The following is a 15,840-nucleotide window of genomic DNA, read 5'->3' as shown; positions in this document are numbered from 1 at the left end:
ACATCGGGGAAAAAAGTAAACCATAAAATGTAAACTTTTTTCATTTTTTTTTCGAAAAGTCTCTCCGGCATCACTAACAAAAAATTGCCGCAGCTGATTCGCTGCGGCAATCCCTTATTGTGCCAATATTTTTTCTCGGTAGTCGTAATTGATAACGTCTTTGAGATGGTTGATAAAGTCGGTGAGCATTTTAGCCGCTTCGGCTTTGGTCACAAGGGCGTTTGGGTTGATGTACCCTTCAGGTGTCCCCGTGACGAGACCGATTTCGTTGGCCATATAGATGTGGTCTTTTGCCCACTCCGGTATCTGTGCGTCGTCGACAAACTGCGTCTTGTACGGCGGCGCCGGTGCGAGGTACTGAATGCCCAGTGCGCGAATCATAATGGCAATCGCCTCTGCGCGGGTCAAGGTTTCGTCGCCCTTAAAATAACCGTTTTTCCCGTACATCACTTCATTTTCTTTGACGAAAGTCATGTAGTTGTAATCGGGATCTGTAGGCAACACGTCGAGATAAGGCGTCTCTACACCCGGTCTCAGCCGTCTGATTTCGTCAGTTTTTGTGGACGGCGGCAATTTGCCGTGTACAGCGCCCACCATGGCCTTGGCGAAGTCTCGTCGCGAGATAAACGCCGTCGGCACAAAGTACTCCTTGTCAATGGCGAACAGTTCAAGACTGGTGAGCAAAGTGATGTCTTCCTCTGCCCAGTGCCCTTTGATGTCGCGAATACGCGGTGCAATCAGCGGCACAGTTTCGAGGAGCACGTCGTTGCTCAGGCTCTTACTGCCGATGTTGCGCCCCTTTTTCGCCGTGTCAATGGCGCCGTCTTTCACATGGGGTAACGTGTAGTCGTAAGTGAGGACGTTTTCAGCGCGGGTCACCTTGTGGTAACTGCCCCTAAAACTGATGTTTTGCGGGTTGGTGTACTGGTAGTCAAACACCACGCGGCGCGTACTGCTCATGCCCACTTCCACGTTGCCGTCCCAAACCACCTTGAACTGATCCGACCCCACCTTTTGTGGGTCGTAGTCTTCATTGGGTTCATAACTTTTTATGGTGTACGCGATTTTCTGCGTCTCACTGTTGCCCCATTGGTGGTTGTAGCCCACCACGGGAATCGTCTCAATGTCGTAAGTGACAAAGCCTTCGTTGGCGGCAAAACCGCCGTTTTTGTAGTACTTGCGGCTGGCGTTGATGTTGCCGTTGTAATAGCTTACCGCCAGCGTGTTGTCGTAGAGGCGGCTGTCGGTAAACACCTGCTCCGCCAGCGTGTACGTGCCACCTGCTGTGGTAATCGTCTCTTGATAATCTTTAAGTGTGCGCTTGTAGCGCGTCTGAGACAGCGCACCTGAGTTCTCTTTGACCACATCAAAGGTCACCGTTCTCGATAGGACGATGTTTTTATCGGCATTAGAGAGCTCAAACGCGTACTTCTCTTGATACGCATCGGCTGTTTTATCGACTTTCGGCAGAGTGACCAGCCCTTTCAGCATCACCGGCTCGCCGGTGATAAAGCACATCTCCTGGTACTCGTAAGTACCGGAGACCTGCTTTGCGCCCAATAGGCCGCCGTCTAACCAAAGGATTTCAGCGTAAGCCTGAAAAGAGAAAGTCGATACGATGAGGGCGCATAACACCAGCACCCCTGTTTTAAACTTTAACATGTCGTCACCTGATTTCCTTTTTAATCGATAAAGATGACCAATCCCTGGTCTTTAATACGCATAATGTAGAGGTAATCCCCCTGTTTGATGTCGTCCACGGTCTTCACTTGGTTGTTCTTAATAATGATGGCGTCGGTGTAGCGCACGTAGATGTCTGCGCGGTTTGCCGTCCATCTGCCGGTGTAGTCCGTCCAGTCGTGGGAGTCGGTGAGTTTCACACGGTCCCAAGTTTCGTCGAGATCGGTGACGATACCCCGCGTCAACACGGCGTTGTCAAAGGTCTTTTCCAGTTCCTTCGCGATGTCCTCTTCTTTGTAGAGGTTGTCGTCGATGTTCTGACCGGAGACGAGGCCTTTTTGGCGCATCTTCATGGCGATAATCGAGTTGTCCGCCGGATTGACCACCATAAACGCGTAGTAGCGGTCGTATGGGAGCCCCTTTTGGTTCGACTGGTAGTTCTTATCCGGATTCTCAAGGCGGGCATAGTCTTTGTGGAAGAAATCCCTCGGCTTGATGGTCAAGATGTTTTCTCTATCGGTGATGTCTTGAATAAGTGAGCCTGTGTAGAACCTGTAATAGCCGGACTCGTTCTTGTTCACGTCGTTTAAGAAGTTGTTAAAATACTGCGTGTGGTTGCGAAGAGTGAAGTTTGACGGGTTAACGTCTTCTATCGCCCCAATGCGAATGCCGTTAAAGATGTCGTCAAACGGCGTGATGACTTTCACCACCATGGCGTTTTTCTCATATGTGCCCCTTGGACTCTCTGAGACCACGAACACGGTGTCTCGGATATTTAAGCTGTTGTTCGGTACCACGAGACCGTCTCGAATGATAATTGTGCCGTCAGTGATGTTGAAGTTTTCACGGGTGCTGAGTTCAAAGGTGCCGATGGTGTTGTCCAGTTTTCGGATGTTGCTCTGATGCATGGTTTCGCCACCGGTCATCACAGACATTTTAACCACTGTGGGCTTGCCGAAGACGCTTTTGACCACGGCGTATACCGGATAGCCCGAGTACGAGCGGTCGAGTTCTTTCATGTCGAGTTTCTCGTTGCCCACGTAGATGTCGGTCTCGGTGTTGACTTTCAGCGATACGTTAAAGGCGTCGGCTTGTTCCCAGTCGTTGTTGGAGATGTACTCCGGTTTCGACAGGCCGTCCACGCCGGTGAGGCCGATTTCACCTTTGATGTTGTTGATGGTTTGAAGCTGTCCTTTGTAAATGGTCTCAAAGAGAACTTCCGGCGACTCAATTTCCACGCGGGACACTTGGTTTGACGCGATGTCGTCGAAGTACACCTTTACAGGCGTCCCCGCTTTAAGCGCCTCAATGGACACGACGTTGCCGTCTTTGACGAACACTGTTTGCGGCGTCACTTCGTAAAACTCTTTGATGCCGCCGTTTAAGGTGATGGTAAAGCTCTTTTTGTAGACGCTGGTAACTTCGCCGATGCGCATTTTCCCGTATTTCGGGATATAGCCCGGCTCGGTGTCGTAGCTGGTGCCACTCATGGTGATAACGGAACTGTTGGTGAGCTCCACGGTCACCGGCATGCCGTAGACGAAATCTTCTATAGTCGCCAGTCGGTCGTTGATGGTGAGATTGGCATACGGCGCCAAAGGCAAGGTGTACACTTTGTCGTCGTAGCCGAAAATCGTCACTTTTGCCGGCGCCTCTGCAGTGGCCTTCGCCACTTCTCTAACGGTTCCGGCGATGTTCTGAGGCGTCAAGTCGGTGACTTTGATGTACACCACTTGGCGCTTGTCTGTGACGAGGTACTGAATCATATCGTCCACTTTGAGGACGTTGGCGCCGCGCACTTTGCCGTTTTTATACGTGAGAATGTCGTCGCGCTGTCCGGTGTACGTGTCTTCTGTTACTTCGATGTCGAACACGTCGCCGCTGACGTCGACGATGCGGTAGATTTCTGTGATAACGCTTTTACCCGCCACCACTTCGGTGTTGGTGCGGATGTCCGCTACTTTACCGAACTGAAAGCGGTTGTACGCATCGGCTTCTGCCGACGCGTTGATTTTCTCGAGAATCAAATGGTCGGGCATAACTTCTGCAAACACCAATGCCCCGTCTTGGGTGAGGTATTCGATTTCGTCGCCCACGGCCAGCAGTTTGTTGCTGGACGTCACGCCGCCTTTGTGCACCACGTAGTCGAAACGCTTTGAACCCTTGGTCTGGGTTTCTGAAACGAGTTTCGTCATGGTGCCGTCGGCGTTTTTAACGGTGAGGGTTCGGGTCTCTGTGGTGTTGCCCGGCGCTTTGTCTACGTCGGTGCGGTCGGAGACGATGAGACCGAAGGCGGTCTGAATGCCCCTTGCGCCGTATTGCGTTTCCGTCGCCGCTGAGACGATTACCGCCAGTTCCGCTCTGGAAACCGATTCTTTCGGCCCAAAGGCGCCGGTGTTCTTCAGCGGCATGATGCCGTCGGTGATGAGGTCTTCAATCAGCCCTCTGTACGTCGGGTTCACCGACGCCCAGTCGGTGAAGGAAAACGTCGTGCGCTGGGTGTACGACGGCTGCTTGCCAATGGCGCGCGCCGTCCAAACGGCGAGGCGCTCGCGCATAACGGGATCGTTGAGCCCCAGGACTTCGTCGTTGGTGAGAATGCCCTGTGCCTGCGCTTGTGCCAGCACTTCTTGTTTCAACACTTTTTGCAAAGCGGCAGGGGTCGTAGACGACCCCGCCTGAGCGTAAACCGCGGTCATAATGGCGGCCTCCTGCCCTTTCATAAACAAAAGCTGGGTCAGGGCTTCGTAGCCCGTCGCCTTGTCTGACGGTCTGTATTTTCGGCTGCCAAACGTGTTGATTACCCCGAGGGCGGCGAGTTTGGCGATGTCGTCGTCGCCGTAGATTTTGGCGCCGTCGAGGAAGTTCGCCCCGATGACGAGTTCCTTCCCTTTGGCAGACCCTTTAAGCGTGTTCGCCTCTGACGCATCGACGTCCAGCGGCGTGAGCTTCGGCACTAAGGCATCGAAGGGCTGCGGGTTGGTAAAGCCGATTTGAGTCATCATGACGCAGATGAGTAATAATACGGCTGTGGTTTTCTTAAGCATCTTGTTCCTCCTTTTGGCTTTATCGGTTCGTCATCAGCACGTAGTGGCCACTGGTCTTCAGTCGCGCTGTCACGCGCTTGTTGGTGCGGTCGACAGTGGCGGTCACCGGCACATAAGTGCCCTTTGCCGAATCGTATTTGTAAAGTTTAATTTGAAGCGCCTCCGCTTGTGTCAGCGGTGCGTCTGCGTAGCTGATGGTGAAATCCAAGGTGCCGGACAGCGTGTTAAACGGCTGTACGCCCCTGTTGCCACTGGCGTCAAACGAGATGCTGTGGACTTTAGACACTTGCTTTTTGCCCCGAATGTTCGGCACGAGGTACGAGCGTTCGCGGCTCATGGTCGTGTCTTCGGTGATGCGCGCGTAGGCGTCTTCCCGCTGTGCCACGGTTCGGAACGTCTGGGTGTTCAGCGCCACCGGCGTAAAGCGGTAGCCGGATGTTCCGAGATCCACGGTGATGCTGGTCATGCCCCTTTGGACGAGTTTCTCCGGCAGGACGAAGCGCTTCACTGTCGTCGTCTTGAGGAGGTCGTAACTCATGTCCACGGTTAGCAGCGGCGCGCTGATTTTTTCTGCGAAATCCACTTGGAGGACGCCGCCGTTTTGGTCGGTGGTGTAGTCCTCGCCCTCCGGTACGCCGATGTCGCCGTCGATGTTCGGCGGCCCCAGTTCTTCGACGTCTTTCAGGTCTTCATGGGTGAGCGCTGCGAGGTTGGAATACCCCGAAGGCCCGAACTTGTTTGCCGCCTTGACGACGAACACCACGCGGTCGGCGGTGCTGCGGTTTTCAAGGCCCGGCAAATCGATGATTTTATACGGTTCGATGTCGGTGATACCGAGGTAACTGAAGTCTTTGAAGTTCGCGCTCATCAGCTGTGCGTTGGTCTTGGTGCCGATGTACACGTAGATTTCAAAGTAGTCTGCCGCCTCGGAGACGTAATCGTAAAGTTTGATGTAGCGGTTGTCGACGACGGTAACTTTGAGGCCCAGTGGGTCTGTCGGAATCGGCACCGTGTACTCGATGACCGTGTCGCCGTCTGTAATACCGGAGTCCGGGTTGCGAACGACGACGGTGACGTCGCCTTCAAAGGTCACTTCCGGCGTGGTCACTTTTAAGGTTTCAGAGTCGATAAACTCGACTTTCGGTGCGACGATGCCGTCTTTCACGTAGCGGGTGCTGTCGTCTCTGTAGAGCCCCTGTTCGTCTTCCGGCACGGTGTCGCCGGCTTTCATTTCGAGATACTCGCCGCCGAAGTAAACTCTGGCCCCCTCTTGGAAGCCCGTCCCCTTGAGGAGAATTTCCTGCCCGCCGGTGACGTGGATACGGCTGATGGGGTTGCCCTCTAAATCCAGCACTTGGCCGGACACTGTCGGCGCAGACACGACGATAATGCCGTTTTCTTTCACGGCGATACCGTAGTCGTCGTTGAGCACCTGTACGGTCTTGGAGCCGAGGGTCATGTTCGTCGGTGTGGTAAAGACGATTTTCGTCCCACGCTCTGTAATCGGCACGTTGAGAATCGGAATCCCCGCACGCGTCCCGATGATGACGTAGGCGCCGTCTCTAAAGTCGCTACCGATGATGGTCACTTCGTTGCCCCCTGCCACAGAGGTCTTCTGAGGCGTGATGGTGTCGATTCTCGGCCCCGAGAGCGGCTTTTTGTAGACGAAGTAAATCGGAATGGTCTTGTCCGAATAGTTCGGCCCGATGATGTCCGCGAGGTTGCTCGATGTGGCGAGCCCCGAGTCTTCGTTGAGCACCATTACCGGCAGTTCGAGGTCGACGTCGTTAACGGTGGCTTTCGGCACGTTGGCGACGATGACGTCGTATTCCACACCGCCAATGGTCTTGGTGGTGACTTCTTTTACAGTGGCCTGATAGCTGCCGATGTTGACTTTGACATTTTCTCTGAAGTCGAGACCGATGATTTCGATGTCGACGCCCCCGTCTATGGACGAGTAAACGAGCCATTTGCTCTCGTCGAAGCTGATTTCCTGCGGTTCGACTTTGTAGATTTTCGGTTCACTGGCGGGGTTGGTGTACGTGAAGGTCTTCTCCACTTTACCGCCGTCTTTGTTCCAGTACGTCAACGGCACTTTGCCGATGGTGTGGTAAGACGGCGTGTACACCACCACGTGGTTCTCGTTGTTGTAGTCGACTTTCGGCGCATGGCCCCTTTCGACGTACAGGCGCCTCTCGGCGATTTCGAGCTTGATGTACTCGTAGGCGTCGCCGCTGTAAACAGCCGGGTTCACGCCTTTGAGGCCAAACGGCACGTAGTATTCGCCCGCGGCGTTTTGAAGCATCCCCAGCGGCACGTAGACGGTGCTGTTGTTGTAGGTAAATTCGCGCTGGTAGATGACGTTGTTTTCTGTTAACGTGACGCGGACTTTATTATCAGAGCCGATGTAGTTCACTGTGAGACCGCCTTCTAAGTTGACGGTGGTTCTCTGGTTGTTGATTAAACCGGAATTCGGCTCGGTTCTGCCGATGTCTCTGTTGTCGATGTCGCCGAAGCGCACGAGGGCTTCTACATGCGGCAACAGTTGAATGCTGTCTGCGTCGTCATTCATGTAACCGTATACCTGCGACGGGTAGAGTTTTGAGCCGTAGAGATCCTTAGGCTCCTGTCCTTGTCGTCTACCGAAGTCCGGCACGATTCTATCGATGACCGGTGTGGTGGTGGAATAGGTGTACTTGACTTTGTTGCTGACGCCTGAGTCGTTGTTGATGACGTAGACGTCGACGGCGCCGGCTTTGTGCGTCGGCGTAATGACTTTGATGTACCCTCTGGCAAACTCCACAATGCGCGCTTCGTTTTCGCCGATGTACACTTTAGGCAACACCTCTGAGGTGTAGTAGTAGTCGTGGTACGGGTTGGTGAGCTCGTCGTGTCTCTGAATGATGCCCTCTGCAATCAAGTCTTCCAGCGGCCGTGCCAAGAGGTCGTCCCACTTACCGTTTTTGTTCAGGTCTTCAAAAGGGTCGCCGATGTCGTAGCCCTGTCCGCCGACTTTGTCGTCGTACGGCTCGTAGTAGCGGAACTCGTAACCGAGGATTTCCACGATTTCACCGCCGTTGCTGGAGCCCCCTGTGGGGATGATGTTCTCGATAAACGGCTCCGACTTGGGAATGATGTACGTGAAGCCCTTTTCCCTCGCGTCGTTGCCGCCGTCCGGGTTGAGGACGACCACAGGTACCGACATGGCGTCGACCCCGAAGTCTTCGTTGAGGTTTTTAATGGACGCCGGCATTTTAATGACGATAGAGCTGCCGTCCAGTGCGACGGTGGTGTCCGCTTTCGGCACTTCCACCGAATCGATAAACACGCGTACGTCGTCTTCAAATCCACTTCCTGAGATGGTGACGAAATAGCCGCCGTCGACGGAGCCCTCGTTGGGTTCTATGGTGGTGATAATCGGCTTGGACGACGCCTGTGTGATGTAGAAGAAGCCGTCGTCGCCGGTTTTTGCTGCATTTTTGGTGTCCGGGTTCATGATGACGAGGTCTTTGTACCCTCTACCCGTGGTCAATGTCGGCACGTAGAAAATAATCTGCTCTTTGCTGATGACTTTTGCTCGGTGCCCTGTGATTTCCCCGGTGTTGACATCCCATTTGTACGGGGTAATCATCTCGAGGATTTTGCCGTCGAGGTCGATGCCGTTCACCAGTGTGCCGCCGTTTTCTGTGGCGACGGGTTTGGTAAAGCCGAGGGCGTCTTTGGCGATGATGCCTGTGCCGCTGCCGTCGACGATGAGTTCGTACGTCTGATCCTTCCCGTTGGTGAGGACGACGCGACCCAGCAGGTCGGTGCTGATGACGAAACGCTCGTCGAGGCCCGCTTTTAAGGTGATGGAATCGGCGTAGTCGGCGAGGAAGACTTTTTGGTTGCCGTCTTGGTCTCTACCGATGCGCACGAGGCTGTTGTCCATTTCTGCGGTGAAACTCGGGCCACCTGCTATGGCGATTTGCGTGGTGCCTTTTTCGCCGTTTGCCGTAAAGGTGATGTTGGCGTCACCGATGAGAGAGCCCTGTGCGTCAAAGGCTTCGTATTTGCTGTCCGAGCTGTTGTATCGGAAGCTGTAGGTCTCACTGCCGATTTGGAACGCCGGGTTGCCCTGTGCGTCGTTGGTCAAGGTGACGACGTCGCCTGATCCGTTTTCGGTGACGGTGGCATTTTTATAAAATGGCGAGAAGATGGCTTTTGCCACGTCTTTGTCAATAAGCGCCTGTGCGTCGGGCACGCTGTACTTAGGGAATAAAATCGTGCCGATGGCGTCGGTGTTGTAGGTATTGACTTCTCTGCCGTCAATCAACATGCGCGTCCCGATGAGTCTAAAGGCGTCGACGCCTCTCTCGGTGACGGCTGTGGGGTCCGGTCTGAGGAAGTTGTCGCCGTTGACGACGACGAGGGTGCCCGCTGTCCCGGATTCCGGTGTGAAACTGTGGAACTCGGGGTCCTGGTTAAAGGTGCTGACATAGGTGAAGTCGCTCACGGCTGTTCCGCCGCTCGGGTTGACGATGGCAATCTGGGTGACGCCTTCTCTGCCCGGCGGTGCGGTAAAGGTGACTACGGTTTTGTTGCCCGCGGGGTCGAGTTCTCTGGTGAAGCTCGTGATTTCTTTCCCGTCGAGGTAAAGTTTCATGCCGTTTTGTAAGTTGGATCCGGTGATGACGATTTCCTCGCCGCCCTCTACGGTGATGATGGTCGGCTTGATGGTTTCGATAACCGGAATGTCTGTGGTCTTGATAAATTCGAGGAAGTCCGATTTAATGGCAGATTTCCCGTAGGCTTGCGACTGGCGCACCGGGTTGGTCACTTGGACGTGTTTGATGCCCGCGTCTTTGATGACGGCCTGTCTCGGAATTCTAATGAGCAGGCGGGTTCCCAGTTCTTTGCCGCCTGTGCCGTCGACAACTGCGCCGCTGTCGTCTAGGATGACCATGTCCAGCGGTACGGGTTTGCCGTCTGCGTCGAGGAGCACTTCACTGGTGGCGTCTGTCTCGGTGTCTTTGTACCGGATGATGCCTCTGACGGTGACGCCGCCTGCGGTGTATTCTTCATTTGGGAAGAAGCCCAACTGGTAGCGGTCGTTAAATGTGTTGCCGTCGTCTTTTTTTATGAGGACGGTGGGTTTTCTGGTGATGACATTGCCACTCGGTTCGACGACGCGGTCCACGAGGAACTGTTTGCCTTCTATTGAAATAAGCAAGTCGTCTTTAAGCTTTTGGAAGCCCGCCGGCACGGAGGTGTCATCTACTTGGACGATGTCCGGTGTGATGGTGTCGATTTCCGGTGTATAGGTACTCGGTTCGAACTCGTAGCCCTTGGGCTCCGACAGTATCTGATTGAACACGTAGGTTCTGCCGGCATTTGGCCCGGCTGTGACGGTGAGTTTGGTTTCCATTTCGATGACGACGTCTTTTTTCGGGTCGATTTCGGCGTCGTTGATGCTCTGTGTGGTGACGATGATTTGATCGGGCTTACCTTTGACGACTTGGAACTCGCCGCCGATTTCGGAAAAGGTGACTTTTTTACCGATCTGCATGTTGATGCGCCGCTCGATTTCCACGGGCTGCCCTTTGTAGGTGGCGCCTGTGTCATCGTACTCTATATAAAGGGTTTCGTTGCTGTTTTCACCTTGCGGGAAGCCTGTTTTAAAGTTCCCGTTGGTGCTGAGGTCCGGTATGTTAAGGGTTAAGACATAGTTTGCTTTGATTTCGACGTCGCTGCCGGTGTCCGGTCCGATGTTCGGGTAAATGCTGACGATGGACGGTTTGAAGTCGGCCTGTATGACGGTGTACTGGTCAGGTGAGCCGCCAAACTGGACGAGATGCTCTGCGACGACTTGGCCATTCTGGACGTCTGTAATCATGACGTAGTAGTTCCGACGCTCGAAGTCCGGGTGGTTCGGTACTTTGACGATGAGGACGTCGTCGGTGCCGTCTTTCCCCAGCGATACGAATTCGGCTTTGTTGACGTTGGTGTAAGGGTCTGAGCCGTCGAGTGCAGTGAGGAAGTACACTTGGTAGTTTCTCGTGTCGGTGAAGCCCTGTCCGGTGAAGTACACTTCGTCGCCTTTTGCCCCGGTGTTCGGGAACATTTCGACGTTTGTTATGGGCAGGTCTTCGATGATTCTAAAGGCGTTGACGTAGCTGTATTCAACGCTGATGTTGTAATCGCCTGTGGCGTGTGTGATGGTTTCTTCCTTTTTAAGGGTGATGTTTTGGTTCCCGAGGTCGCCCGGATTGACTGGGTTGTTCAGTGTGAGGGCGCTCGCACTGCCTGCGGTACCGAGGGTCTCTTGGGAAATCCCCGCGCCGTAGTAGCCCTCTACGGTGACGCCGCCGATGTTTTGGTTGATTCGGTCGAGGCGGTTACCGGTGAAGGTGATGCTGTACGCCGCGTCGTCTTTGTTGACGGTCTGTTTGTCGGAGCTGGTGATGTTCGGGAACGTCCCCGTGTTGAGGTTGACGTTTTTGTTCCCAATGCGCACGGTACCTGTGAAACGCTGTGTTTCTTCGGCGGTGAGGACGAATTTAACGAAGCTGCCCTCGTTGACGGTGCGCGTTCCCATGGCTTCGTAGCCATCTGGTGTGTTGAAACGGACGTCGACGTCTTTGAGGTTGTCCCCGAAGATTTCGAGGAAGCCGCTTGAGATTTCAAATACGTTGTGCGTTCTGGCGTATTTGATGTCGTCGACGGTGATCGGTTGTGTGTTGTTGGTGCCCACTTCCAGCGCATGAACGATGCCGCTGAGCGGGATGTTGACGATGATGACCATGAGGGCCATCAGCCATGCCAGTTTTCGTTTTAAGTTCATATGCAAACCCCTTTTGTCTTATTCATCTATTGCTATTATACCGTAAAGCCCTTCTGATATAGATTAAAAGCATTTTACAGATGTTATATCGGCATATCCAGCACCATTCTTTAGGGGACGGTTCTTTTGTGCCGGAAAATCCTAATATTTTCCATTTTTATATTGAATATGTCAGAATATTCCATTATAATTAAAACATCATTTTATATTGAAGGAGGGATTGATTTGCCTAGAAAAAGGAGAGAGAGGAGTTACACCGGTGTCTATCACGTGTATGTACGCGGGATTAACCGACAGTTGATTTATGAAGCCCCTAAGGATTACAGCATCTTTTTGGGATGGGTCCATCAGCTCAACGAAGCACTTGGCATGGAGCTTTACGCCTACTGCTTGATGAATAATCATGCACACTTTCTTATAAAAGAATGTATGGAAACACGCAACTTATCGCTTTATTTTGCACGTCTTCTCAACACTTATGCCTGCTATTTTAACCGAAAATACAAACGTTCTGGACATTTATTCCAAGATCGCTTTAACAGCATCCCAGTGGAGGACACCAAGTATTTTTTCGACCTACTCGTGTATATTCATAAGAATCCCACCGAGGCAGCCGTCGTCAAAAATCTAAAAGACTACCCTTGGAGCAGCTACCACGAATACGTCAATGAACCGGCTTTATGCAACATAGACGTCGCCATGGACATTATGAACTTAAAGCCAAAAGCCTTTATGGACGTTTTTAAAATCCGCCACCGCGTCGCCGTAGAGGACTTGTGCGACGCACAGGTCATCGGAAAAAAGAACCGCATCTTAGATGAAGACGCCGCACATATTATTAACGAAAGCGCCGGCGTCGAAAGACCTGAAGAAATGCAAAAATTCGGCATCCTAAAACGCGACGACATCATCCGAATCTGTCGTCAAAAAGGCTTAGCAATTAAGCAAATTGCCCGCTTAACAGGCATCAGTATCGGTGCGATCAAGCGGGTCAAAATCAAATGAGCAGTTGTAATTTATGGTAAATTTTATAGGATTCTGGCACAAAAGAACCGTCCCCCTTGGAACAAGCGAAAAAAAAAACACAAACTCGGGTTTGTGTTTTTAAGAGGGGGGGAATCACACGAGTGGGTACATTGGGGGGGAACCCACTCGCACATTCATTGGGTTTTGTTTCATTTAGGGTAAATATTTTGGGGGTTTACAATCTGTTAAGGTGTATCCTTAACATGCTTTTATTATACGGGGGAGTTGTGTATAGCTTATGTCGTCTTTGTGAATATTGTGTAAACCGTTTTTTGAATGATTATGAACGATTTCGCCGATATCCTGTATAAAAAACCAATTGAAACAACTGCATTTGCAAGGGGTTTCAGATATTTTATTATAGGACGACCACGGTTCTTCCGGCATGACGGCCAGCCAACATTGCCTCTATTTTAGACGGCAGGTTCTCTAGTGTCACCTTTTCCGCAGCGGCTTCAACAGCCGGGACGCGCCACGTCGTCGCAAGCTTCTCCCAAATCTCCGTGCGAAGCGCCATTGGACATTGAACGGAATCGACGCCGAGCAAATTAACGCCTCTTAAAATAAACGGGTACACCGAAGAAGTGAACGTCGGCGCGGCGACGTTGCCGCAAGTGGTGACGCTGCCACCGTACTGTGTGGTTTTAACGGCAGTGGCGAGAGTGTTGCCGCCGACAGTGTCGATAACGCCTGCCCATTGACCTTTGAGCATTGCCCGGCCCGAGGTGTCGTCCAGTGCCGCACGAGAGACAATTTCTGTGGCGCCAAGGGCTTTGAGTCGATCCGCTTCGGTGGCTTTGCCCGTTGAAGCGGCGACGGTGTAGCCGAGGTGGCTGAGGAGTGCCACGGCGATGCTGCCGACGCCTCCGGTGGCGCCTGTGACCAGGACGGTGCCGTCACTTGGCGTGACGCCGGCGGCCATCATTTTGTAGACGGACAGCGCGGCGGTAAAGCCCGCCGTCCCGTAGGCCATGGCGTTTTCGGGTGAAAGCGCCTGGGGACATTTGACCACCCAGTCCGCCGGCACGCGAATGTAGCCGCCGTAACCGCCGGAGGTGTTCATGCCGAGGTCGTAACCGGTAACCAGTACCGCCTCACCTGCAGCAAAACGCGGGTCGGTGCTGGAAACCACTGTACCGGCGGCGTCGATGCCCGGCGTGTGCGGGTAATTGCGGGTGACACCTTTGTTGCCCGACGCCGAGAGTGCGTCTTTGTAGTTGAGCGACGAAAACGCCACTTCAATGAGCACATCGCCTGCCGGCAAATCTTCGAGGCGACGAGACACAATGGCCTGTTCGAAGCGGCCATCAGAGGCTTCTGTTACCCAAAGGGCTTTAAATCTTTTTTCCATAATTCAATTTCCTCCTTTTAAATAGTTCGTTATCGAACTAATTGTATCGGTGTCGGCGGATTTTGTCAAGTTGCCCTTGCGCGCGGGGCGCAAACCCCTTATGATAAATAATAGAAGAAAAACGTGAGGGGATGTGCGATGAAGGAGAAGTACATTGTTTATTTTATCAGCAAGACGCGCAAGAAGATGGTGCGCTTTATTGAGCAGGCGCTGAAGGCGCGGGGCATTGAGGATGTGGTGCCGTCGTACGGGAATATTTTGACGGCGCTGTACGATGCCGGCGGCGCGCTGAGTATGAAGGCGATTGCGGAGAAAATCGGCAAGGAGAAGTCCACGGTTACGGCGCTCGTGGCCAAGCTGGAGGCGCTAAACTATGTGGAAAAGGTGCGGTGCGAGGTGGACAAACGCGTGACTTACGTGTCGCTGACGCCAAAGGGCCGTGCACTGGAAACCCCGTTTGCGGAAATTTCAAATGCGGTTCAGGCGACGGCTTACAGGGGCTTTTCGGAGGCCGAAAAAACGGAATTTTTGAGGTTGCTTAAAAAAATGCAAGGCAATTTCGATACGGAGGCATAGTTGCCGGCCGCCTCAGGGCGGCGCGCTCGGCTTAAACTGCTAAAAAACCTCTTGAGACCACAAGTTATCAACTGGGTCTTAAGAGGTTTTATTTTTTCTTCTATATTAGTTCGATTTCACGCTAAATGCTTTACGCACCTTCGCCGCTTTCTTCAGCGCCGTTTTCTGCTTCGGCATCTTTGTTAGCGTCTTTTGTTTGGTCGCCTTCTGTTTGGTTCCCTTCTGTTGCGTTTTCACCAGCTTTATCTTCCTCTGTTTCTCTAGGGACGTTTGGATCTACAACGTCTACGAGTACTTCTACAGGCGTTTCTGCTTTGAGTTTTTCAACGGTTTCGCTGTACAATGCGCCCATAAGTGGGTTCAGGTACTCGGCTTTATAACGCTCTGCTTTTTGCTTGTCTTCTTCTTTATCTGATTCGAGCAGTTGGTTGATGGTCTTCTTGTCTTCAACTAAGATGATGTGGAAGCCGAATTGAGATTGTACCGGCTCGCCTACTTCGCCTACAGCTTGTGAGAACGCCGCTTCTTCGAATTCCGGTACCATGGCACCTTTTCCGAAGTAACCGAGGTCGCCGCCGTTTTCTGCTGAGCCCGTATCACCTGAGTGAATTTTAGCGAGTTCTGCAAAGTCCTCTCCCTGCTTCAATTTGCCGACGATTTCTTTGGCTTGTGCCTCGCTTTGAACGAGGATGTGGCGCGCTTTTACTTCAACGATTTCTTCAGCGTAGTATTTCTCCATAGCTTCTTTTTTCGCTGCGTCGCCTTCGACTTCTGATTTGAGCCATTCGCTGAGGGCTGTGTTGAGATGCGTCGATTTCACTTGTGATTCGAAGAACGCTTCGTCGATGCCCGCTTCGTCAAATTGCTTCTTGACTTCTTCATTGGAGTTGATGTTTTCCATCATGGTGCTTAAATCTTCTTTAACTTTTGCTTCATCGACAACATACCCGTTGTCTGCCATGTGCTTTTCGATGAGTTTCTCAGTAGTCAAAAGATCGGCGGCATTGGCCTCTACAATTTCGCTCATGCTGTAACCTTTGAACTCTTGCTCCATTGCGGCTTCGCCGTATTGCAGTTTCATCATAATGTTTGAAAAGTCAACGTATTGGTCAAAATAAGCGTTGCTCACTTCTACATCGCCGACTTTAATGGCTGCGCCAGATGCGTCTCCTGTGTTTTTTGCAGAACAGCCTGTTACAAACAGCACGGATGCCAATGCAACTGCTGCAATTGATTTTTTGAACTTTATCATATTCGCCTCCTAAAATTAATAACACCTCTATTATAACAGATTTTTTATTAATAAGCTGTAAACGTTTTAAGAACTTCTTTCTAAA

Annotated in this window: 7 protein-coding genes; 2 read left to right on the top strand and 5 right to left on the bottom strand. The window is 52.3% G+C overall.

What is annotated here, in order from left to right; translation table 11 throughout:
- Nucleotides 1-114: 114 nt before the first annotated feature.
- From ACR6HW_RS10940 to ACR6HW_RS10930, 3 genes are read right to left on the bottom strand one after another with little or no spacing between them, the layout of a single operon-like run.
- The gene (locus ACR6HW_RS10940) at nt 115-1,662 is read right to left on the bottom strand and encodes an S-layer homology domain-containing protein (protein WP_455727762.1); all 1,548 of its coding nucleotides are present in this window, start codon (nt 1,660-1,662) and stop codon (nt 115-117) included.
- Nucleotides 1,663-1,682: 20 nt separating this feature from the next.
- Nucleotides 1,683-4,727 (bottom strand): S-layer homology domain-containing protein, encoded by a 3,045-nt coding sequence (locus ACR6HW_RS10935; protein ID WP_455727761.1) that lies wholly within the window; start codon nt 4,725-4,727, stop codon nt 1,683-1,685.
- Nucleotides 4,728-4,746: 19 nt separating this feature from the next.
- Complete coding sequence (locus tag ACR6HW_RS10930) at nt 4,747-11,550, bottom strand: IPT/TIG domain-containing protein (protein WP_455727760.1); 6,804 nt, start codon at nt 11,548-11,550, stop codon at nt 4,747-4,749.
- A gap of 225 nt (nt 11,551-11,775) precedes the next feature.
- Here ACR6HW_RS10930 and ACR6HW_RS10925 point away from each other — a divergent pair, with 225 nt between their 5' ends.
- Nucleotides 11,776-12,555 (top strand): transposase, encoded by a 780-nt coding sequence (locus ACR6HW_RS10925; protein WP_455727759.1) that lies wholly within the window; start codon nt 11,776-11,778, stop codon nt 12,553-12,555.
- A gap of 379 nt (nt 12,556-12,934) precedes the next feature.
- Here the strand turns inward: ACR6HW_RS10925 and ACR6HW_RS10920 are convergent, their stop codons facing one another.
- On the bottom strand, nt 12,935-13,927 hold the full coding sequence (locus tag ACR6HW_RS10920) for a YhdH/YhfP family quinone oxidoreductase (RefSeq protein ID WP_455727758.1): 993 nt from the start codon (nt 13,925-13,927) through the stop codon (nt 12,935-12,937).
- 138 nt (nt 13,928-14,065) lie between these two features.
- Between ACR6HW_RS10920 and ACR6HW_RS10915 the strand changes: the two genes are divergently transcribed.
- The gene (locus ACR6HW_RS10915; RefSeq protein WP_455727757.1) at nt 14,066-14,503 is read left to right on the top strand and encodes a MarR family winged helix-turn-helix transcriptional regulator; all 438 of its coding nucleotides are present in this window, start codon (nt 14,066-14,068) and stop codon (nt 14,501-14,503) included.
- A gap of 130 nt (nt 14,504-14,633) precedes the next feature.
- Here ACR6HW_RS10915 and ACR6HW_RS10910 read toward each other — a convergent pair whose 3' ends face one another.
- Nucleotides 14,634-15,755 carry a peptidylprolyl isomerase gene (locus tag ACR6HW_RS10910; RefSeq protein ID WP_455727756.1) on the bottom strand — a complete coding sequence of 374 codons (1,122 nt, stop codon included), beginning with the start codon at nt 15,753-15,755 and terminating at the stop codon, nt 14,634-14,636.
- Nucleotides 15,756-15,840 lie beyond the last annotated feature (85 nt).

The organism is Fusibacter sp. JL298sf-3, assembly GCF_053842995.1.
This window is presented reverse-complemented; position numbering and strand designations above follow the sequence as displayed.

What these genes read in the sequence shown, in the direction of transcription:
- ACR6HW_RS10930 (WP_455727760.1), bottom strand. Translation starts at nt 11,550, where the DNA reads ATGAACTTAAAACGAAAACTGGCATGGCTGATGGCCCTCATGGTCATC.
- ACR6HW_RS10910 (WP_455727756.1), bottom strand. Translation starts at nt 15,755, where the DNA reads ATGATAAAGTTCAAAAAATCAATTGCAGCAGTTGCATTGGCATCCGTG.
- ACR6HW_RS10940 (WP_455727762.1), bottom strand. Translation starts at nt 1,662, where the DNA reads ATGTTAAAGTTTAAAACAGGGGTGCTGGTGTTATGCGCCCTCATCGTA.
- ACR6HW_RS10920 (WP_455727758.1), bottom strand. Translation starts at nt 13,927, where the DNA reads ATGGAAAAAAGATTTAAAGCCCTTTGGGTAACAGAAGCCTCTGATGGC.
- ACR6HW_RS10915 (WP_455727757.1), top strand. Translation starts at nt 14,066, where the DNA reads ATGAAGGAGAAGTACATTGTTTATTTTATCAGCAAGACGCGCAAGAAG.
- ACR6HW_RS10935 (WP_455727761.1), bottom strand. Translation starts at nt 4,727, where the DNA reads ATGCTTAAGAAAACCACAGCCGTATTATTACTCATCTGCGTCATGATG.